Source organism: Acinetobacter pullicarnis (assembly GCF_006352475.1).
GTDB classification, from domain to species: domain Bacteria; phylum Pseudomonadota; class Gammaproteobacteria; order Pseudomonadales; family Moraxellaceae; genus Acinetobacter; species Acinetobacter pullicarnis.
The window spans coordinates 1,584,973-1,603,035 of the sequence record NZ_VCMZ01000001.1 but is presented as its reverse complement, the minus strand read 5'-3'; the positions used below and the strand labels follow the sequence as shown (position 1 = coordinate 1,603,035).

Sequence of the window (18,063 nt, the reverse complement as noted above, 5' to 3'; positions counted from 1 at the left end):
AATAGTAAGCATTTTCTAATAAACTTTGCTTGACAAATTGGCTTTAAATCATTTGTGATACTTTGATATTCAACAAGATATGGCGACCAACTCCATCAGTGTATAAGCTTCCGAAAATCTAAAAATTAGACCAAAGTTGACATCCACAGATAAAACGCACCAAGAAATAAAAAAGCACGCCGAAGCGTGCTAGACAAAATCATCTCATTTCATTTATTCAACGTGCAATTCACTGGCATTAATTTGACGATGCGCAGCCTGTAGGTATTCATCTGACTGCATTTCAAGTAAACGTGAACGCGTTCGTTCAATTTCAAATGCCAATTTCTGACCTTGGTAAATCTCGATAATATTGTCTTCGGAAGTTAACAGTAATTTGACGCCTCGGTCATAAAACTCATCGACCAAATAAACAAAACGACGCGTTCCTTCCGATAAGTGATCGGTTAAATGCGGAACATTACTCACCAGCACCGTATTATAAATATTGGCAATTTGAATAAAATCAGCAGGGCTACGTGGCTTTAAACACAACTCAGAGAATTCGCACCACAACACATCTTCAGTATGACCAAGCGTTTCCACAATACGATTATTAATAATAATCGATTGTTCCGATACCGTTTGAGATTGGGTCAATGCAGTAAAACGATCAGTGATCCAGAGATTATGCTCATGGGTTAATGGCGTTTTAAATAACTGTGCTTGTTTTAACACCCGTAAGCGATAATCTACACCAGCATCTACGTTGAGCACCACGCAGTGTTGTTTCACTGCCTCAATGGTGGGTATAAAACGATCACGATGAATTCCATCGCGATATAGTCCATCTGGTGCAATATTCGATGTTGCCACCAAAGTAATCCCGCGCTGGAATAACTTTTGAAATAGATCACTTAAAATCATGGCATCTGTGACGTTCGATACAAAGAACTCATCAAAACAAATGATGACTGCCTCTTTATAGATTTGATCAGCAACGAGATCTAAGGGATTACGTTGACCCGAGAGTTTATTCAGCTCTTTGTGCACAAACTGCATAAAGTGATGAAAATGCATACGAGTTTTACGTCGAAATGGAATTGATTCATAAAACTGATCCATTAACCACGTTTTACCGCGACCTACGCCACCCCACATGTATACCCCGCGTGGCGATGTTTGACGACGAAAACGTCTAAATGCTTTTTTTGATGCTTTATAGCGATTTAACAGTTCTTGCCATACACGCTCTAACTCTCGCACGGCTTCAGCTTGCGCCTCATCAGGTAAAAATTTTCCTGTAGAAATGGCTTGTGCGTAGCGCTCAGCAGGTGAAGACGGTAAATAAGCAGTATTTAATGCGGATTTCTGATCTAACATAGCGTTGCTGTACTTTTATAGGCTAGTGGAAGTATAGCGAAATATTCGCCGGATTGATGGAACTTTAACATATAGGCTGCGGACAGCCGATTGAGCTTAGGCTATTCCCGATACTGACTCGGGCTTGCCCCAAACCAACGTTTAAAGGCATGGTTAAATGCCGCAGTTTCGGAATACCCCAGTCTTACCGCAATTTCAGCCATCGGATATGATCCTTCGCGAATCAAAACCAAGGCTTTACGCTGTATCAACTGTTCACGTATCTGCTTATAGCTGGTTTGCAATTGACGCAATTGATGGCGCAAAGTTCGTTCAGGTAAGTTCAATGCCTGTGCGGTTTGCACCATACTTGGCAAAATGCCAACTTGTAAATCTAAAAAATCTCGAATGTGATCAACCAAAGTTTCTGGCTGAGCAAGACCGGTTAATCGTGCGATTTCTGCAATACATTTTCGCTCATACAGTCTGCAAGTACTTGCATCTGCGGATGGAATATGAAAACTCAAGGCCCGACGATCTATCGAAAATTGAGCACTTGCTGCATCAAACTGAACATCATGTCCATAATAATCTTGGTATTGTTCAAGTTGTAGCATATGTTCTGGCTGAGGAAATGGCAAACTGACCTGAATCACGGGGATAGCCAAATTCATCATTTTATAAATATCTTGTATAAATTTAAAGGTGGCTGCAATTTCACATTGTGCACGGAATCGCCCAATTTCAGTAAATTGATCTATGGCTTGATAATTCAATTGCATACTTGAAGCCGTTGTTTCAAGCCATAAACTGCCATATAAATGGGTTAATTGCTGAAACTTAACCACCTGATGCAGAGCCTCTTCAACACGATCACAATTGAGCAGCAGCATCAATAAAGGGCCATAGCCCGCCAAGGTATAATGTTGTCCGACCTGCAACCCAAGTTCAGGTGCAACGCGCTGTGCAATAATATTTTGAATATTCCATTCAATACTCGAATGCAAAATTGCACTCGGATCCAGTGCATCGACTGAAATACCAATACGGGCTAAACGTGCGTCAACCTCAATACCTGCTTGACGCATCCCTTTGATTAAATAGATTAAACTAAGAATAGAACGCTTCATCATTAAATCATCAATCTGAATACAAAGCCTACTGCCCGATCATTCATTTTCCGATTTGCCGAACTCATCCAATAATGCGTTGCATTGATCATATCCATTGATTTATAAACCACTTATGCTTAAACACATTAAAATAAATAGAAGGATAATAAAACATGACTCAGCGCATATCTCAATCGCAAAACTTGACAAAAACCCGAATTGTCATCATCGGTGCAGGCTTTGGCGGCCTCAGTATGGCGATTCGCCTTCAACAATCCCAATTCAATGATTTTATTATCTTAGAAAAAGCCAATGCTGTTGGGGGGACTTGGCGTGAAAATCAGTATCCAGGTGCAGCCTGTGATGTACAGTCACATCTCTATTCTCTGTCCTTTGCAGCAAAACCCGACTGGAGTAAACGCTATGCGGAGGCATCTGAAATATTTGATTATATACAAGATTTAGTCGAACGATATCAGTTAAAACAGTACATTCAATTCAATAAAGAAGTTTGCAGTGCCCACTATGATGAACAGCGCTTTCGCTGGAGTCTATTACTCAAAAATGGGGAATGTATTGAAAGTCAGTACGTTATTTTTGCATCGGGGCCTTTGCATGTGCCACAAATCCCAAAAATCAAAGGCATTGAAAAATTTAAAGGCCAAGTCTTCCACTCCTCACAATGGAAGCATGACTACAACCTTGATGATAAAACCATCGCTTCAATTGGAACCGGTGGAAGCGCCATTCAATACATTCCAGAAATTGCGAAACAAGCCCAACAACTCTATGTATTTCAAAGAACTGCGGCATGGGTAATCCCACGAGATGAGCGAAGCTATAGTCGATTAGAGCAGTATTTATTTAAGCATCTCGACTGGTTTCGCAAGTTTCATCGGGCACGTCTCTACTGGTCGAATGAAGTCCGTGTTGTGCCCATTGTCCAACCAAAACTGATGAAATATGGGCAAAAATTGGCAGAAATGTTTATTCGCTATCAAGTCAAGGATCAGAACATTGCAAAAAAGCTAACCCCTGACTATGTATTGGGTTGTAAACGGATCTTAATTTCCAACCAGTACTACCCCACTTTTAATCGTGGCAATGTTGAATTAATTTGTGAGGCTATTCAAGAAGTCACCGAAGACAGTATTGTCACCGCAGATGGAATATCCCGCCCAATGGATTGCCTCATCTATGGCACAGGCTTTATCACCGATCCACGGATTTACCTCAAATCCTTTGAATGCTTTGGCCTTGGCGGCCTAGAACTGAAACAGGCGTGGAAAGCTGGCTCAGAAAGCTTTTATGGCATTATGACCAAACAATTTCCCAATTTATTTCAATTGCTTGGCCCCAACACCCTGCTTGGTCACAACTCCGTGATTTTTATGATTGAAGCGCAAGTCGATTATATTTTACAACTGATTGAAATGGTCGATAAAAATGCCGCGCAAGCGGTGGTGGTGCGCGATGAAACACAAAACCAATTTAATCAGCGTCTGCAAAAACAATTTCAACATACCGTTTGGCAGTCTGGCTGTGTCAGTTGGTATCAACAACAGGATGGGAAGAATTTTGCACTGTGGCCTAGCTATACCTGGAAATACTGGCGTGCAACACAGCATTTAAATCCCAAAAACTATCACTTACTCGGCCTCCTAACTGCACAAAATAGCGCAGCCTAAGTACTTCTTGGCTTATAATCAGCAGCAGTTTTCTGCTGATTATAAGTTATGCAATCGCTTTGGTTAATTTTCCAACTTTTATTCTGTTTATTCCTCGGTTTTGTTCTCGCTAAAAAAATCCCGACGCCCATTGAGCGATTTGGTTTTAAGATTTTACCGTACTTTACTTATATTCTGCTGATTGCAATTTCGATGGAATTTGCACAAACTTTGCAAGCACTGAAAAATCCAAATCAAATTTTATCTACTGCACTCATTCTGTCATTCAGTACATCGCTTGGGGCTTTTTTCTGTTGCTATCTGCTTTTTAAACTGATTGGCTATCAGCCAATGCAAGGTAAAATTTCATCTGCACTCATGTTTAAGTCATTACTCAATATCAGTTATGCCTTTGTCGCGCTACTCATAGGTTATGTGCTAGCACAGCTGTTTAGTCATTTTAATATCAATCTTCATATTGGTACTTGGCAACTGCTTTTGCTCTTTATGTTCCTGATCGGACTTGACCTGGCCTATACTCCGCTTGATCGTTCTTGGTTAAATTGGAAGATTTTATTGGTTCCAGTTGCCTGTATTATTGGTTCATTATTGGGGGCTTTGGCCAGCGCACTCATCATCAAACACGTCCTGTTAAAAGACCTGATTATGCTGTCACAAGGCTATGGTTTCTATTCGATGACCGGTATTGTGGTGACCGAACTTAAAAATGCACAACTCGGCAGTATTGCCTTGATGAATGATTTATTTAGAGAAATTTTTGCGATTTTGTTTATGTATATGATTGGCTGGCGTTATCCACGTTCTGCTATTTCATCTGCGGGTGCAACTGCGATGGATGTCACTTTACCGATGGTCAAACAGGCCTGTGGCAATGACTTTATACCGCATGCCATGGTCAGTGGCTTTGTACTTTCAATATTGGCCCCAATTGCCGTCAGCATCCTCGCAGCGCTTTAAAATACAAGCTTAGCGCAGCAACTCACCACTTCCGTGTAATACCCATAAAAAAAACCAGTCGATCAACAGACTGGTTTTTTACATTTTGCTAAGGTCAAAGTCTATAGCGTGGCTAAAATATCTTTGAGCGTCTGGCTTGGGTTTTTTGACTGGGTAATTGGACGACCAATCACCAAATGGGTTGAACCATCTAGCATGGCTTGCTGTGGGGTCACAATGCGTTTTTGATCATCCGCATTCGATCCAGCTGGACGAATACCCGGTGTGACTAAAGAAAAATCCTGACCCAAATCCTGACGTAGCATTTTGGCTTCTTGTGCTGAACAAACCACACCATCTAAACCCGATTCTTTGGTGAGCTTGGCTAGGCGGCGAACCTGTTCAGAAGGCTCGATATCTAAGCCGATATCACGTAAATCTTCACGCCCCATTGAGGTTAAGACCGTTACTGCAATCAGTTGGGTCTTGTAATTGCCAGCTTTCAGGCGCTCCACGCAGGTTTCCATCATTTTACGGCCACCAGAGGCATGTACATTGACCATCCACACCCCCAAATCTGCAGCAGCACAAACCGCTTGTGCGGTCGTATTTGGAATATCGTGGAACTTTAGGTCTAGAAATACATCAAAACCTTTCTGCTGTAATGCTTTGACAACGGAAGGACCAACATGGGTAAAAATTTCTTTGCCTAATTTAACGCGGCATAGTGATGGATCTAATTGATCTGCAATGGTTAAAGCGTCATATTGGCTTTGTACATCTAGGGCAACAATGATACTCAAGAGTCTTTACATCCATCACACAAAAAAAGTAGATGCATTATAAAGGGCTTTGTCGCGTACTGTAAAACCATCAATACCGTTAAAGTTGAAAATTTCGCCTATTTGCTTTTTTTATAACGGATGTAGCCCAGACACAACAACAGCATCCCCAACATAACCACGATACACAGCACGGTTTTAAAGCGGTCTCGTCCATTGTCTGCTAAGAAATAAATGACTGTAGCAGCTAAAATAAAAATACCACCAGCAAGTAACTTAATCAGATCCCAATGATTACGGTCCTGAATATAAGGTTGCATATTCTGATCATTGATTAAATGTGGATGGTTTTGCTCGACAAAATTACGAATCTTTAAAACATCATCTCTGGTTAATTCTCTAGGAACGATCAATCCATCTGTCACCGCAATCAAAATATGCTGCCCCTTGAATCCAATACTTTGAATCTGCACAAATTGAAATGTTTTCTTATAATGGAGTGGATTTAAAGCATAGCCCTTATATTCGCTTGATTCTGCATGGATACAGGTTAAATACTGATTATTTAAAATAAAAACTTCATCATTTTTTGTGCACTGTATTTTAGGCGACTATTTTCAATTCGTATTTCCATGAATTCTCAACGCAGTACTGACAGCTTTAGCCATAAATGGAATCATTCAAACTAAATCAAACTCAAAACTCAGTCCCCAAAAAATCAAAAGCTCCTCACTGAATACACAGTAAAGAGCGTTGATCACCAAAAGACTTAATCAATATAATAATTAAGTGAGTGAGGTTTTATCCTCTGGGTGAATATCTAAAACAGTTTTTTCATGTTTTATATTTGCCGCAGCTTCCGCCGCCGCAAGTTGTGCAGTGTGGATTTGTTCTTTGCGTAAATAATCAATATCTTTGCGAAGACGTTTAATTTCCCAGCTATTTTGGAATACTCTGAAAATTTGCACTCCAATTAACAGACCAAGCACAATGCCAATAGCCAAGGTTAATAAGAGTAATAAGCCTAAACGCATTGCTGGGATCTGAGCAAATAACAAATCGACCGGAAGCTCAGTACCATTTTGCAAAACAAGCGCTAAAGCATAGCCAAATATCACAATAAGTAAAAAAACCAGAATATAACGCATACGCACCTCTTGTTATTAAGTTTTATAAGTTAGCAGACTCATTAACCGCATCACGCAATGCTTTACCTGGTTTAAAATGTGGAACTGATTTCGCTGAAACTTCAACCGACTTACCTGTTTTAGGATTACGCCCAACACGAGGATCACGGTGATGCAGTGCGAAACTACCAAATCCACGAATTTCAATTCGATCATCAGCTGAAAGTGATGCAATCATTTGATCAATCATGATTTTAACAGCTTCTTCAACCAAAGGCTCTGCTAAATGTGGGTTTTTGATAGCGATTCTTTCTATTAAATCAGACTTATTTAATGCTTCAGTAGTCATCTACGACCTCTCTAATTATCATACTGCTTGAGCAATAAAATAAATAATAACCTGTTTAAATACAAAAAGGTAGCGTGGTGTTTAAATACCACGCTACCTTTAACAGTATTCGTATAAAAAGTATTATTTAATTACATTTAACAATACTTCTCTTACATCAACTTAGTTACCCATTTGCGCTTTGATCAAGTCACCAATAGTCTTAGGACCATTTTCTTGAGTTGTCGTAGTTTGACGCAAATTAGCAACTGCTTCTTTCTCTTCAGCTTCGTCTTTCGCTTTGATCGACAAGTTGATTGCGCGAGATTTACGATCAACGTTAATGATCTTCGCTTCAACTTCTTGACCAACTTCTAAGAACTTAGTTGCATCTTCAACACGGTCACGATTGATTTCAGAAGCTTTCAATTGAGCTTCTACTTCGTCTGCTAATTTAACAGTAGCACCACGAGCATCAACAGCAGTCACAGTACCTTTAACCAAAGCACCGCGTTCATTTGTTGCTAAGAAATCATTGAACGGATCGTTGTTCAATTGCTTGATACCGAGGCTGATACGGTTACCTTCTGCATCTACAGAAAGGATAACGGCTTCAACAGTATCGCCTTTCTTGAAGCGACGGATCGCTTCTTCACCTTGTTCGTTCCAAGAAATATCAGACAAGTGTACTAGACCGTCGATACCACCTGGTAAACCGATGAAGATACCAAAATCAGTAATTGATTTGATCGTACCAGAAACTTTTTCGCCTTTCTCATGCGCTTTAGCAAACTCTTCCCATGGGTTAGCACGAGTTTGTTTGATACCGAGAGAGATACGACGACGTTCTTCATCAACTTCAAGAACCATAACATCAACTTCATCACCAATCTGAACAACTTTAGATGGGTGGATGTTTTTGTTCGTGTGATCCATTTCTGAAACGTGTACTAGACCTTCTACGCCTTCAGCAATTTCTGCGAAGCAACCGTAGTCAGTTAAGTTAGTTACACGTGCTTTAACGATAGAACCTTTAGGATAACGGTTCATGATCGCTAACCATGGATCTTCGCCAAGTTGTTTAAGACCGAGTGAAACACGGTTACGTTCTTTGTCAAATTTAAGAACTTTAACAGTAACTTCTTGACCAACTTCTACAACTTCAGAAGGATGCTTGATACGTTTCCAAGCCATATCTGTAATGTGAAGTAGACCATCAATACCGCCTAAATCAACGAACGCGCCGTAATCGGTAAGGTTCTTGATTGTACCAGTAACTGTTTGGCCTTCTTCGAGTTGAGAAAGAAGTGCTTCACGGTCAGCAGAAGATTCAGCTTCCATCACAGCACGACGTGAAACAACAACGTTGTTACGCTTAGCATCAAGTTTAATAACTTTAAACTCAAGCTCTTTGCCTTCAAGATGTGTAGTGTCACGGATTGGACGAGTGTCTACCAAAGAACCTGGTAAGAACGCACGAACTGGACCGATGTCAACAGTGAAACCGCCTTTAACCTTACCAGAAATAATACCGGTAACGATTTCGCCGTCTTCAAAGATTTTTTCAAGTTTAGTCCAAGTTTCAGCACGTTTCGCTTTTTCACGTGAAAGAACTGTTTGACCCATACCGTTGTCAAGTGCTTCAACAACAACGTCTACAGTATCGCCAACTTGAACTTCAAGTTCGCGTTGTTCATTTAAAAATTCAGAACGTGAAACAACACCTTCTGATTTTAGTCCTGTATCTACGGTTACCCAATCAGAGTCGATGCTAACAACGATCCCTTGGATGACTGCACCCTTTTCAACGTTGAGGTTTAATTCACTTTCTTCAAAGAGGGCTGCAAAAGATTCGGTCATGATATACCTAGAAAAGTCAGCGGTCTTGGATCAGACAAGGCCGGTTCAGTTAAGCATTTACATAGTCCATATAAGACTGATCAAGCTATGCATTTGCTGATAATATTTAAGGTTTGGCTAATTGCTCATCAACAAAACCAGTCATGAGCTTAAAGACTTCTTCAATGTTGAGTTGAGAACTATCAATGATATAAGCATCAGATGCTGGTTTAAGCGGCGCTACAGTTCTTTCCGTATCGCGCTGATCACGAGCTTGGATATTACCCAAAATGTCGCTCATTTTAACATCGAGACCCATAGCCTGCAACTGTTTTACTCTGCGTTCTGCACGAGACTCTGCGGAAGCGGTCAAGTAAATCTTGGCAATCGCCTCTGGGAAAATGGTTGTTGCCATATCTCGACCATCTGCAACAAGGCCCGGCGCTTGTGCAAAATCACGTTGGCGTTGGAACAAAGCAGCTCTAAGTTCAGGAATTGCCGCAACTTTTGATGCAAACGCGCCAACTTCTTCGGTACGAATTTGTTGGCTGACATCGTGTCCTTCCAATACTATTTTTGTTTGTGCTGCTTGGCTTTGAAATTGGATATCTAAATTCGTAGCAATTGTAACGCTTTGTTTAAGCACATCTTCATCTTGGATGTTGACCAATAAACCTTTTTGCTGCAATGACAAGCCCAATAATCGATATAACGCACCTGAATCCAACAAGTGATACTGATAATGCACCGCAAGTTTCGCTGCCAAAGTTCCTTTGCCAGAACCACTTGGGCCATCAATGGTAATAATATGCGTTGTCATTGTATCCCCTGTTTAGACGAAGGATTTCGCCAATTTAGTAAGGCCTAGTTTAATCGCCTGTTTCAGCTGTGCAAGGATCATTTTCCCCACAAAAGGCAAACGTGTTTGTAATTCAATCGTATAAGTCACCAAAGTGCGATTTTCAGCGATCTTTTGAAATTCAATAATCCCCAAATGATGCTTAATTAAGGGGCTCTTTACGATTTTATATTCAATGCGTTGATTAACGTCTAATCGGGTAATTTCTTCTTGAAGTAACTTGATCGGCCCCAATCCAACTCGGCGAATCGAACCTAGGCCATCTGGGCGTTCTGGATCGCTTGAATCTTTAATACGACGCAATTGCACTGGTGCGAAAACCAGATTATAAGTTGCATGCTTCGCGAGTAATTCAAATACTTGATCGATAGGTGCATTAAATTCTTTTTTAATTTGAATGGATTCCATAACTTTCCCAGTGAGCTTGATTTTTTTGACAACACCAATTGTCAATATTTGATTCACAAAGTAAAGCCTTTTATTTTACTGCCGAGGCGTTTTTCTCTGCCAAACGTTGTTGTTTTTTTTGTGCTCGTCGCATTTTAAAAAATGTAGAAAGTTGTGTGGCGCATTGCTGCTGTAAACAGCCGCCTTGAAACGCAAAACTATGATTATAATAACCACTCTCTAATAACTGCCGACTACTGACCAGCGCACCAGCCTTCGGTTCTGTGGTGGCAAATACCACCCGCGTCACTCGCGCATGAATCAAAGCGCCAACACACATGGTGCATGGCTCTAAAGTTACATAAAGGGTTGTATCCAGTGGCAGTCTATAATTTTGACCGACTAAGCAGGCTTGGCGCAGTGCTTGTATTTCAGCATGTGCCGTTGGATCATGCCGTTCAATTGGACAATTATAGCCCAGTCCAATCACTTGGCCTTGGCTCACTAAAACCGCACCAACAGGAACCTCATCTTGTGCAGCAGCCAATGCAGCTTGCTCATATGCAAGCTGCATCCACTGCTCATCGATACGTGTTGACTCATCATCTGCATCAATGTCATCTGCTAAGTTTTTTAACGTATCAACCATTACAATTTAGATCACGTGATAAAGTTTGAGTAAATCATTCCAACTCTCGATATTCGTGACGGGCGGATTTTTCGCCAAAATACCAGGTAATGTCATCGATTCAACTTCCTCCCATTCTGGAGACAAGTCTTTATCAACTAAACGTGCACGCACACCCTCTACAAAATCGGGATGGCGTAATTTCCAATTGGAAATTTGTTCTTCAAGCGCAAAAACTTCTTGCCATGGATGCACCTGTCTGCCCCACTGCCACAACAACCAAGTAATTGCAGCTGTGCTTGGTGAACCTTTTTGCAAGTTTTCACTGGCTTGACGCAACCAATCACTGCGCGCATCACTTAAGCCAATGATCGCATTGTAGTCTTGTTCGAAATCCACACCGCGACAAACACTGTGAATGACATCAAGTGAGTTTTGTAATGGACCAGGTGGTACTGGGCGATGCATACCATTTAAGGTATCGTCCAAGGCACGAAAATCCCCTGCTGGATAATGTTCCCAGTCGATATCAACCAGTTTCTGCAAAACCACATCACGTTGTGCATCGCAAATATGTGTCGCCCAACCAATCCCGTATGCACCCGCAGCCGTCATGATTGAACCCGTCAAGCCGGTAAACAAGCCGATTGGACCGCGGTCTGCCAAAAAGCGGCTACCGCCCACATCTGGATAAAGTCCAATATTCACTTCTGGCATCGCCAAACGTGAAAATGGGGTCACTAAGCGGAATGGTGCTGCCATAAACAGGCCTAAACCACCGCCCATGACATAACCTTCACCCCAAACAACCACAGGTTTAGCATAGTTGTGTAAGAGTAAATCCAGCGAGTATTCTTGCTCAAAAAAACGATTTGCAGCATCGACTTCGTCATTAATGACCAATTGTCTTAATTTACGAACATCACCACCTGCACAGAAGGCTTTTGGTGTCGTCGAATCTAACCAAATCGCTTTAACACTGTCATCTTGATGAAAATCTTCAAATAGTTTTAACAATGCAGTCGCAATTGATTCATCCAATGCATGAAGTGATTTCGGACGATTCAGCCGAATAATGCGCCAACCATTGCGGGCTTCTTCAATGATCAAATCAGGATGATAATTATTGCTTTGAAGTAAATTTGTCATGCGTCCAGCTGCCAGTCTATTGGCTCAATGCCATTTTGTTTCAGATAATGATTTGTTTTAGAAAAAGCTTTACAACCAAAAAAGCCACCACGGTTTGCGGCTAAGGGAGATGGATGTACTGCTTTTAAGATCAGATGCTTGCTCTGATCGATACGTTGTCCTTTTCGTTGTGCGTACGCGCCCCAAAGAATAAAGACAATGTTTTCACGCTGTTGATTTAACACATCAATTACAGTGTCGGTAAAATCTTCCCAGCCTTGTTTTTGGTGTGAGGTTGGTTGTCCTGCTTCAACGGTCAGCACACTATTAAGCAGCAAAACACCTTGTTCAGCCCATTTGCTTAAATTGCCGTGTTTTGCAATTGGAATAGCGAGATCACTTTGCAGTTCATGGAAAATATTACGTAAAGAAGGCGGTACCGCAACCCCTCTTTGTACCGAGAAACTCAACCCATGCGCTTGATCAGGTCCATGATATGGGTCTTGCCCAATAATCACAGCTTTGACTTGATTCAATGGCGTGCTATCCAAAGCGTTGAAAATCATTGTGCTTGGCGGGTATATGGTTTTATTTTCGGATATTTCTTGACGAAGAAATTCACGCAAATGATCCATTTTTTCACTTAACAAAAATTCCGTTAAAGCCGCCTTCCAACTTTGATCTAACCGAACTTGACTCAGTTTTATTTGTTCCTGCTCAGTTAAGCTCATTTTAATAACATCCTAAATCCATGGTTGTGTTGTCCAGGCCAGTGCCTAGACTTTCACCTGTAAATCAACTTCTGGATTAATAAATTTAATCCCTTGCTTCAATTTCTCATACATCTCTGGGTCAGACCATTCTGCAACCACTTGATCTGAGAAAACAATTTGATCCAGACGAAGTAAGCCCATTTGCTCATTTTCAATATCTTCCTGAAAACTTTGCGCATAGCCTGTATCTGTTTCGTGCACAATTACCGAATAAACTTCGACGTCGCCCTCACCATTTTGAGTAACCGTCGACTTCATAATTTCTTGTGCAAGAAAAAAGAAGATTCGTGAAAATTGTTCAGCGGATGGCGATACAGGTAAAGCGACCCAACGTGCACTAAATGTTTTACACGCCTCAATATAGGCTGAATCATCATGCTGCCAAAAACAAATTGCATGATCAAAGCTATCAAAAATGTCTTTGATCATCCCTTTTAGCAAACCAAAGTCGTACACCATTTGGCCATGATCGAGCTTAGAAGCTTTAAGTAATAATTCAACTTTATAGCTATGCCCATGGATAGAGCGCTTACACCGATCAGAGCTGCAATTGCGTACAATATGTGCGTTTTCGAACTTAAATAACTTACGAATTAACATGTGCCAATTATATCAACAAAACGTTAAAAATTGATTATAGAACAAATTCACCAAGATTCGAATTAAATTTAATTCTGCTGTCAATTAAGCCAAAGTATAACAGGCTTACAACACCATTTCATGCAGATATGAGTAGTTAATCATAGGATTAGCTAAAACGGTGCCAGGCTCCGTGAATAGACCTGCACTCGCTTATCTTTACGAATAAGATGACTACTCAATTGTCGTCTCCGCTGATTCAGCAGCACTTCGATATTGGCCTTAAAAAACGCTGACTTTACATCGAGTACATTATTGGCCAATGTTTTTGCAGCAGCATCCAGTTGATTAAATGCAGGTGTTTCCAGTAGGTCACTGACTTTCGCAAAATGTGCCTGTTTGGCTTGCTGCTGACTTAGGGTGTCAGCAACACGATTGACCTCTAGTTTTTCATCAATACTCGCCAGCAACAATGCTGGTGCGGTGTTGATATTAATTTTTGTCTCAACATCGGGCAAAGCCGACAAATAAGGTGCGATCAAATCAAAGTTCTTTGCTTCAAAACCACGCACCAAACGCAGCTCTTCAACACTTTGAAATGGGCGATTGGCCGCCAAATAAGGCTTGGTTAAACCTTGATAATATTGACTTTCAGCCCCCATCGGCCCAATGCTCAAATCATCAGCATCCTGCCAATCCATTACCGCTTGGCTCAGCGTTGCTGGTAGTCCCACACGTTGTAACAGTTGCTCAAATACTTTTTGCATCTGCGGATTGGGGCTGCCATCTGCTTTCAGCAAACTATTTAAATTAAACTTGCCAGACTCATCTTCAAGCTGCCCAGAAACGATCCCATCTTCGACTGGAAATGGTGGCATCGGTTGTGCCCAAGATTCTTGTAAGAAATCTGCTTCCGCACTGGTTTCGCTATCGAGCACTAAAAGCTCTGAATAAAATGCCTCAGCAGCTTTAGCATAGTGTAAAGATTGATTTTGACGCATTAAGTAAGCTGTGCTTTCAAGCGTATATTGTTGGCGCTTTGCAATCGTCGCAGCAATAATCGTCGCCAAAGCCACCATGACCAAGATCGTAATTAATGCAATACCCTTTTGCTGCTTCATGCACTTTTCTCAACATGTGTTTTATTCATGCTTTACGGTCCAGTTTTGCTGATAAAACTCGTATTCAACAGGCTAAATATCCATTCATATTCAACCTCGTTCACACTCATTTTTATTTTTAAGCCGCGCGGTAATTTTACAGAAGCGCGATTGTCATTTAAATTCACTACGGACTCAGGCCAGCGACTTAATTCATTCGGATCAAGCAAGGTAATTTCATATTGCTCAACATTCTTGAGTAGCACACTTGACAACGGTTGCTCCGCAGCAGTGCGGTCTAAATGTGTATATTTAAGGCGATAAATGGTTTTTTGCTCGGCATTATACTGATACTCAATCCGCTCATCTGGTGCTAACCCCTGTTTTAAGGGATCCGTCACTCCTGTTTTGCTAAAGCTTAGCAATTGATTATCAAGCTGCAATGCAGGTTTCAAACTACCATCAACATTGGCACCAACGGCAATTATTTGCAGCATATCGCGTTGGATCTGTTGGTAGGCTTCTTGAATTTGTGACAAATGCTCTTCATGTATGCTGTTGCGTGCTTTGGTTTGTCCTAAATAGTCAAAGACTTTCCATCCAAGTGCCGAAAGAATGGCAAAAATAGCAATCGCAACCAACAACTCAACCAAAGTAAAAGCGGCTTGGGATTTTTTTATTTTCATAGGCTTTTATCTTTTTCTGGATAATTAAAAAATACCAGATGCGTAATTCCAGTGCCGACCTTGTCTGCTTCCGTATCAAATAAACTCACTTGCACTTCAATTTTTTGCACATTAGGGCTAATGGTCGATTCAGATTTCTTATCGATTTGCCAGCTCTCCCCTTGCGCAGTCACTTGCTTAGACTGGGTGCCTGTTAGCCACTCGCGTTTAATTTGCATACTGGCAATTTCATTTTGCGCAACAAACTGCGCTTTGGTTCTAAGTATTGCATTAGAGGTGGACTGCGTATATTGCATGCCCACTTTGGTCAATGCCATTGCTGCAATTGCAAAAATCGCCAAAGCAACCACCACCTCAAGCAGGGTAAAACCCTTAGGATTGCGCATCTACTTTACCCAAATGATCTATTGTGATTGGTTCACCAATCGGTCTTTGTGCATAATACACTTGGATCATGACAGGTTTAGCTTCGCCATTTCCAAACCAAATCAACGTTGGGGCATCTTGTCTGAGTAATTCAGTTTGGCTGTTCTCGGCATAATGGGGTTGTTGTGCTTCAATCACAAAGGATACTTGTTCGGGGAGTTGTCGTACGGGGAACTCCGTTGCATCTTGCCATTGATAAAGACTCAACATTGGCCGCGCTTGTATGCTAGAAGATGCTTTTGGCGCATTTTGTTTTTGATATTCAAGTAGACGGTATTGAAAAGGACTGACATTGCTCGCAGCCTGCGTTTGCATTGCATACACACGGGCTTGATCGTTGGCTTCGCGATTAATTTTTTTCAGATCCAATACCAGTAACTCTCTGGCCTGCATGGCTTTACGTTGATCAACCCCATCAATATTGAGGGTGATCAACGAAGCTAAAATACCCACAATCACAATCACAACCATGACTTCGATCAGGGTAAAACCGGCTTGTTTGTGTAACATTGGTCGGTTATTCATAAGTCTCTGACTAAGCAGGTTGATGTTCTGGAGAGATCAGGTTTGGAACAGCCAGTGCTTGATCAATCAGTGCAATACGCAAGGTATCTCGTGCACCCAAATAACGCTGATAAAAACTTGAATTTAAAATAGCAGCACCACCATGGGTAATCGACCAGATCGTGGCCAAATAATCACGTACTGACATCACACTTTCTTGCGATGCTAAATAGTTTTCAGTCAAGCCAATGATCAGGCGTAGACGTTGTTTACGCACTTGATAGAGTTGATAGAATAAATCTTGAATGCCTTGCGCTGTGATCGACAAGCGTTCTTCGATTTGATGGAACAACACCGTTCGCTCAGGATGATGTAAATGATGCAACATAAAAAAAGCCAAATGCTCTGGGAAAGCTTTTCCTGCATCATGGATCATTTCAAGTAGCATCTGCTCATTGCGAATAATCAGCAACATATACAGCTCATCTTTACTTTGAAAATGCTTATACAGCGTCCCTTTGGCAAGATCAAGTTCAGCAGCGAGCGCATCAAGCGTCATCCCCGATTCGCCATTTTCCAACAGCAATTGTTCTGCAACTTGAAATATTAATGCTTCTCGTGCTCTAAACTGAGCCTGTCGATCCATCTTCACCGGCTTACTCACTTTTAACGGTCATGCGCTTAACAGCATTATTTAAAATTTAGAAGATTATCAAAGTTTTGGGTAGTGATAAACCCAATCTCCTCAGGTGTCATATCATATACATCAGCAAGCGCTTTCGCTACAAAAGGGACATATTTTGGTTCATTACTTTTGCCACGATACGGTACAGGTGCCAAATAAGGGCTATCTGTCTCAATCAGAATACGATCCAAAGGCACTTGTTTTGCCACATCTCGTAAGTCTTGCGCACTTTTAAACGAGATAATACCTGAAAAAGAAATATAGTAACCATAATCAAGGACGGCTTTTGCAGTTTCCCAGTCTTCAGTAAAACAGTGCAAAATCCCATGCGTCGACTGCTCAGCCCGAATCACATCAATCGTGTCATGTTTGGCCGAACGAGTATGGACCACCACTGGTTTCTTTACTTGCTTGGATGCCTGTATATGTCTTGAAAAACATTTTTTCTGTTCGGCAATATATTCTGTGCTATGAAAATAATCTAAACCCGTTTCCCCCAAAGCCCAGACCTTGTCCGACTGTGCCAGTTCCACCAAACGCGCTACGCTCGCCTGTTGCATCACAGCGACATCTTCACAGGGATGCACACCCACACTGTAGCCAACATCGGAATGACGTGCTGCAATTTCTGCAAGTGCGATATGGTCATCCAAACCCACTGAAATCCCCATAAATCTGGACACACCATTTTCACGGGCTTGTGCTAGCGCGGCATCTAAGCTGCCGTCATAAGCCTCTAAATTGAGCATGGTTAAGTGGCAATGTGTATCTACAAACACGCTAAGTACCTATATATTTAATGGTTATAATGTAAAACTTGGACGATCTGATAAATGAGCGACACCCAGTATTTTTTCGATTTCAAGCCGATAAAACTCAGACTTCTCACCACCCAACTGAATTGCAAAGCCTTTAGGTTTAAGACCTGTGGCCTTATGTGAAATCCAAATAACCTTGCCAGCAAGCTGAACCAGCTGTGTTTGCCCCGGCAAAGTGGTACTCACGACAATGTGCTCACCCATTTTAACGCTTTGTTGCGATGGAATAAACAAACCGCCCCGCTGCACAAAAGGCATATAACATGCATGTAGCATGGCAGTGTCTCGAAGATTAAGTTGCGTTAGATCGGCCATCCCACTTTGCATCATCATTCCC

At 41.4% G+C, this 18,063-nt stretch carries 22 protein-coding genes; 2 read left to right on the top strand and 20 right to left on the bottom strand.

Annotated elements, in window-relative coordinates:
- Positions 1 to 213 precede the first annotated feature (213 nt).
- Both zapE and FD716_RS07085 read right to left on the bottom strand, forming a co-directional pair.
- Complete coding sequence (gene zapE / locus FD716_RS07090; RefSeq protein ID WP_139851640.1) at positions 214 to 1,362, bottom strand: cell division protein ZapE; 1,149 nt, start codon at positions 1,360 to 1,362, stop codon at positions 214 to 216.
- Positions 1,363 to 1,463: 101 nt separating this feature from the next.
- A complete protein-coding gene (locus FD716_RS07085) occupies positions 1,464 to 2,471 on the bottom strand; it encodes a helix-turn-helix transcriptional regulator (RefSeq protein ID WP_139853634.1) in 1,008 nt (335 codons plus the stop codon).
- A 155-nt stretch (positions 2,472 to 2,626) separates the two neighbouring features.
- Between FD716_RS07085 and FD716_RS07080 the strand changes: the two genes are divergently transcribed.
- Both FD716_RS07080 and FD716_RS07075 read left to right on the top strand, forming a co-directional pair.
- The gene (locus FD716_RS07080; RefSeq protein WP_139851639.1) at positions 2,627 to 4,141 is read left to right on the top strand and encodes a flavin-containing monooxygenase; all 1,515 of its coding nucleotides are present in this window, start codon (positions 2,627 to 2,629) and stop codon (positions 4,139 to 4,141) included.
- Positions 4,142 to 4,189: 48 nt separating this feature from the next.
- Complete coding sequence (locus tag FD716_RS07075) at positions 4,190 to 5,098, top strand: lysine exporter LysO family protein (RefSeq protein ID WP_139851638.1); 909 nt, start codon at positions 4,190 to 4,192, stop codon at positions 5,096 to 5,098.
- A 101-nt stretch (positions 5,099 to 5,199) separates the two neighbouring features.
- On the opposite strand, the gene pyrF is transcribed toward FD716_RS07075, so the two are convergent.
- The 18 genes from pyrF to FD716_RS06985 form a co-directional block, all read right to left on the bottom strand.
- A complete protein-coding gene (gene pyrF, locus FD716_RS07070; RefSeq protein WP_139851637.1) occupies positions 5,200 to 5,880 on the bottom strand; it encodes an orotidine-5'-phosphate decarboxylase in 681 nt (226 codons plus the stop codon).
- A gap of 98 nt (positions 5,881 to 5,978) precedes the next feature.
- Positions 5,979 to 6,332: a hypothetical protein gene (locus tag FD716_RS07065; RefSeq protein WP_139851636.1), complete on the bottom strand. Its 354-nt coding sequence runs from the start codon at positions 6,330 to 6,332 to the stop codon at positions 5,979 to 5,981.
- Positions 6,333 to 6,644: 312 nt separating this feature from the next.
- A complete protein-coding gene (locus tag FD716_RS07060; protein WP_139851635.1) occupies positions 6,645 to 7,007 on the bottom strand; it encodes a lipopolysaccharide assembly protein LapA domain-containing protein in 363 nt (120 codons plus the stop codon).
- A 22-nt stretch (positions 7,008 to 7,029) separates the two neighbouring features.
- Entirely contained in the window at positions 7,030 to 7,335 is a 306-nt protein-coding gene (locus FD716_RS07055; RefSeq protein ID WP_139851634.1) for an integration host factor subunit beta, read from the bottom strand.
- A gap of 162 nt (positions 7,336 to 7,497) precedes the next feature.
- Positions 7,498 to 9,174 carry a 30S ribosomal protein S1 gene (gene rpsA, locus FD716_RS07050; protein ID WP_139851633.1) on the bottom strand — a complete coding sequence of 559 codons (1,677 nt, stop codon included), beginning with the start codon at positions 9,172 to 9,174 and terminating at the stop codon, positions 7,498 to 7,500.
- Between the two features lie 106 nt (positions 9,175 to 9,280).
- Positions 9,281 to 9,973 carry a (d)CMP kinase gene (cmk, locus tag FD716_RS07045; protein WP_139851632.1) on the bottom strand — a complete coding sequence of 231 codons (693 nt, stop codon included), beginning with the start codon at positions 9,971 to 9,973 and terminating at the stop codon, positions 9,281 to 9,283.
- A 12-nt stretch (positions 9,974 to 9,985) separates the two neighbouring features.
- Positions 9,986 to 10,420 carry an SRPBCC family protein gene (locus FD716_RS07040; protein ID WP_139851631.1) on the bottom strand — a complete coding sequence of 145 codons (435 nt, stop codon included), beginning with the start codon at positions 10,418 to 10,420 and terminating at the stop codon, positions 9,986 to 9,988.
- Positions 10,421 to 10,490: 70 nt separating this feature from the next.
- Entirely contained in the window at positions 10,491 to 11,048 is a 558-nt protein-coding gene (gene tadA, locus FD716_RS07035) for a tRNA adenosine(34) deaminase TadA (RefSeq protein WP_139851630.1), read from the bottom strand.
- A gap of 6 nt (positions 11,049 to 11,054) precedes the next feature.
- Entirely contained in the window at positions 11,055 to 12,176 is a 1,122-nt protein-coding gene (locus FD716_RS07030; protein WP_139851629.1) for an enoyl-CoA hydratase/isomerase family protein, read from the bottom strand.
- Complete coding sequence (gene ung / locus FD716_RS07025) at positions 12,173 to 12,886, bottom strand: uracil-DNA glycosylase (RefSeq protein ID WP_139851628.1); 714 nt, start codon at positions 12,884 to 12,886, stop codon at positions 12,173 to 12,175. Before ung ends, FD716_RS07030 begins: the two co-directional genes overlap by 4 nt.
- A 45-nt stretch (positions 12,887 to 12,931) precedes the next feature.
- The gene (locus FD716_RS07020) at positions 12,932 to 13,528 is read right to left on the bottom strand and encodes a 6-pyruvoyl trahydropterin synthase family protein (RefSeq protein WP_139851627.1); all 597 of its coding nucleotides are present in this window, start codon (positions 13,526 to 13,528) and stop codon (positions 12,932 to 12,934) included.
- A 152-nt stretch (positions 13,529 to 13,680) separates the two neighbouring features.
- Entirely contained in the window at positions 13,681 to 14,628 is a 948-nt protein-coding gene (gene gspK, locus FD716_RS07015) for a type II secretion system minor pseudopilin GspK (RefSeq protein WP_139851626.1), read from the bottom strand.
- Positions 14,629 to 14,660: 32 nt separating this feature from the next.
- Positions 14,661 to 15,293 carry a type II secretion system minor pseudopilin GspJ gene (gspJ, locus tag FD716_RS07010; protein ID WP_139851625.1) on the bottom strand — a complete coding sequence of 211 codons (633 nt, stop codon included), beginning with the start codon at positions 15,291 to 15,293 and terminating at the stop codon, positions 14,661 to 14,663.
- The gene (gene gspI / locus FD716_RS07005) at positions 15,290 to 15,679 is read right to left on the bottom strand and encodes a type II secretion system minor pseudopilin GspI (protein WP_139851624.1); all 390 of its coding nucleotides are present in this window, start codon (positions 15,677 to 15,679) and stop codon (positions 15,290 to 15,292) included. Before gspI ends, gspJ begins: the two co-directional genes overlap by 4 nt.
- Positions 15,666 to 16,244, bottom strand: a complete 579-nt coding sequence (locus tag FD716_RS07000) for a prepilin-type N-terminal cleavage/methylation domain-containing protein (RefSeq protein ID WP_139851623.1) — start codon at positions 16,242 to 16,244, stop codon at positions 15,666 to 15,668. Before FD716_RS07000 ends, gspI begins: the two co-directional genes overlap by 14 nt.
- Before the next feature lie 10 nt (positions 16,245 to 16,254).
- Complete coding sequence (locus FD716_RS06995) at positions 16,255 to 16,869, bottom strand: TetR/AcrR family transcriptional regulator (protein WP_139851622.1); 615 nt, start codon at positions 16,867 to 16,869, stop codon at positions 16,255 to 16,257.
- Positions 16,870 to 16,913: 44 nt separating this feature from the next.
- Positions 16,914 to 17,687: a TatD family hydrolase gene (locus FD716_RS06990; RefSeq protein ID WP_139851621.1), complete on the bottom strand. Its 774-nt coding sequence runs from the start codon at positions 17,685 to 17,687 to the stop codon at positions 16,914 to 16,916.
- Between the two features lie 24 nt (positions 17,688 to 17,711).
- The gene (locus FD716_RS06985) at positions 17,712 to 18,056 is read right to left on the bottom strand and encodes a PilZ domain-containing protein (RefSeq protein ID WP_407641924.1); all 345 of its coding nucleotides are present in this window, start codon (positions 18,054 to 18,056) and stop codon (positions 17,712 to 17,714) included.
- Positions 18,057 to 18,063: the final 7 nt, after the last annotated feature.

Excerpts from the sequence above, each read along its gene's own strand:
- tadA (WP_139851630.1), bottom strand. The coding sequence starts at position 11,048 with ATGGTTGATACGTTAAAAAACTTAGCAGATGACATTGATGCAGATGAT.
- FD716_RS07085 (WP_139853634.1), bottom strand. The coding sequence starts at position 2,471 with ATGAAGCGTTCTATTCTTAGTTTAATCTATTTAATCAAAGGGATGCGT.
- FD716_RS06985 (WP_407641924.1), bottom strand. The coding sequence starts at position 18,056 with ATGATGCAAAGTGGGATGGCCGATCTAACGCAACTTAATCTTCGAGAC.
- gspJ (WP_139851625.1), bottom strand. The coding sequence starts at position 15,293 with ATGAAAATAAAAAAATCCCAAGCCGCTTTTACTTTGGTTGAGTTGTTG.
- zapE (WP_139851640.1), bottom strand. The coding sequence starts at position 1,362 with ATGTTAGATCAGAAATCCGCATTAAATACTGCTTATTTACCGTCTTCA.
- gspK (WP_139851626.1), bottom strand. The coding sequence starts at position 14,628 with ATGAAGCAGCAAAAGGGTATTGCATTAATTACGATCTTGGTCATGGTG.
- gspI (WP_139851624.1), bottom strand. The coding sequence starts at position 15,679 with ATGCGCAATCCTAAGGGTTTTACCCTGCTTGAGGTGGTGGTTGCTTTG.
- FD716_RS07000 (WP_139851623.1), bottom strand. The coding sequence starts at position 16,244 with ATGAATAACCGACCAATGTTACACAAACAAGCCGGTTTTACCCTGATC.
- FD716_RS07040 (WP_139851631.1), bottom strand. The coding sequence starts at position 10,420 with ATGGAATCCATTCAAATTAAAAAAGAATTTAATGCACCTATCGATCAA.
- FD716_RS07030 (WP_139851629.1), bottom strand. The coding sequence starts at position 12,176 with ATGACAAATTTACTTCAAAGCAATAATTATCATCCTGATTTGATCATT.
- cmk (WP_139851632.1), bottom strand. The coding sequence starts at position 9,973 with ATGACAACGCATATTATTACCATTGATGGCCCAAGTGGTTCTGGCAAA.
- rpsA (WP_139851633.1), bottom strand. The coding sequence starts at position 9,174 with ATGACCGAATCTTTTGCAGCCCTCTTTGAAGAAAGTGAATTAAACCTC.
- FD716_RS07055 (WP_139851634.1), bottom strand. The coding sequence starts at position 7,335 with ATGACTACTGAAGCATTAAATAAGTCTGATTTAATAGAAAGAATCGCT.
- FD716_RS07020 (WP_139851627.1), bottom strand. The coding sequence starts at position 13,528 with ATGTTAATTCGTAAGTTATTTAAGTTCGAAAACGCACATATTGTACGC.
- ung (WP_139851628.1), bottom strand. The coding sequence starts at position 12,886 with ATGAGCTTAACTGAGCAGGAACAAATAAAACTGAGTCAAGTTCGGTTA.
- FD716_RS07075 (WP_139851638.1), top strand. The coding sequence starts at position 4,190 with ATGCAATCGCTTTGGTTAATTTTCCAACTTTTATTCTGTTTATTCCTC.
- FD716_RS07080 (WP_139851639.1), top strand. The coding sequence starts at position 2,627 with ATGACTCAGCGCATATCTCAATCGCAAAACTTGACAAAAACCCGAATT.
- FD716_RS07060 (WP_139851635.1), bottom strand. The coding sequence starts at position 7,007 with ATGCGTTATATTCTGGTTTTTTTACTTATTGTGATATTTGGCTATGCT.
- FD716_RS06995 (WP_139851622.1), bottom strand. The coding sequence starts at position 16,869 with ATGGATCGACAGGCTCAGTTTAGAGCACGAGAAGCATTAATATTTCAA.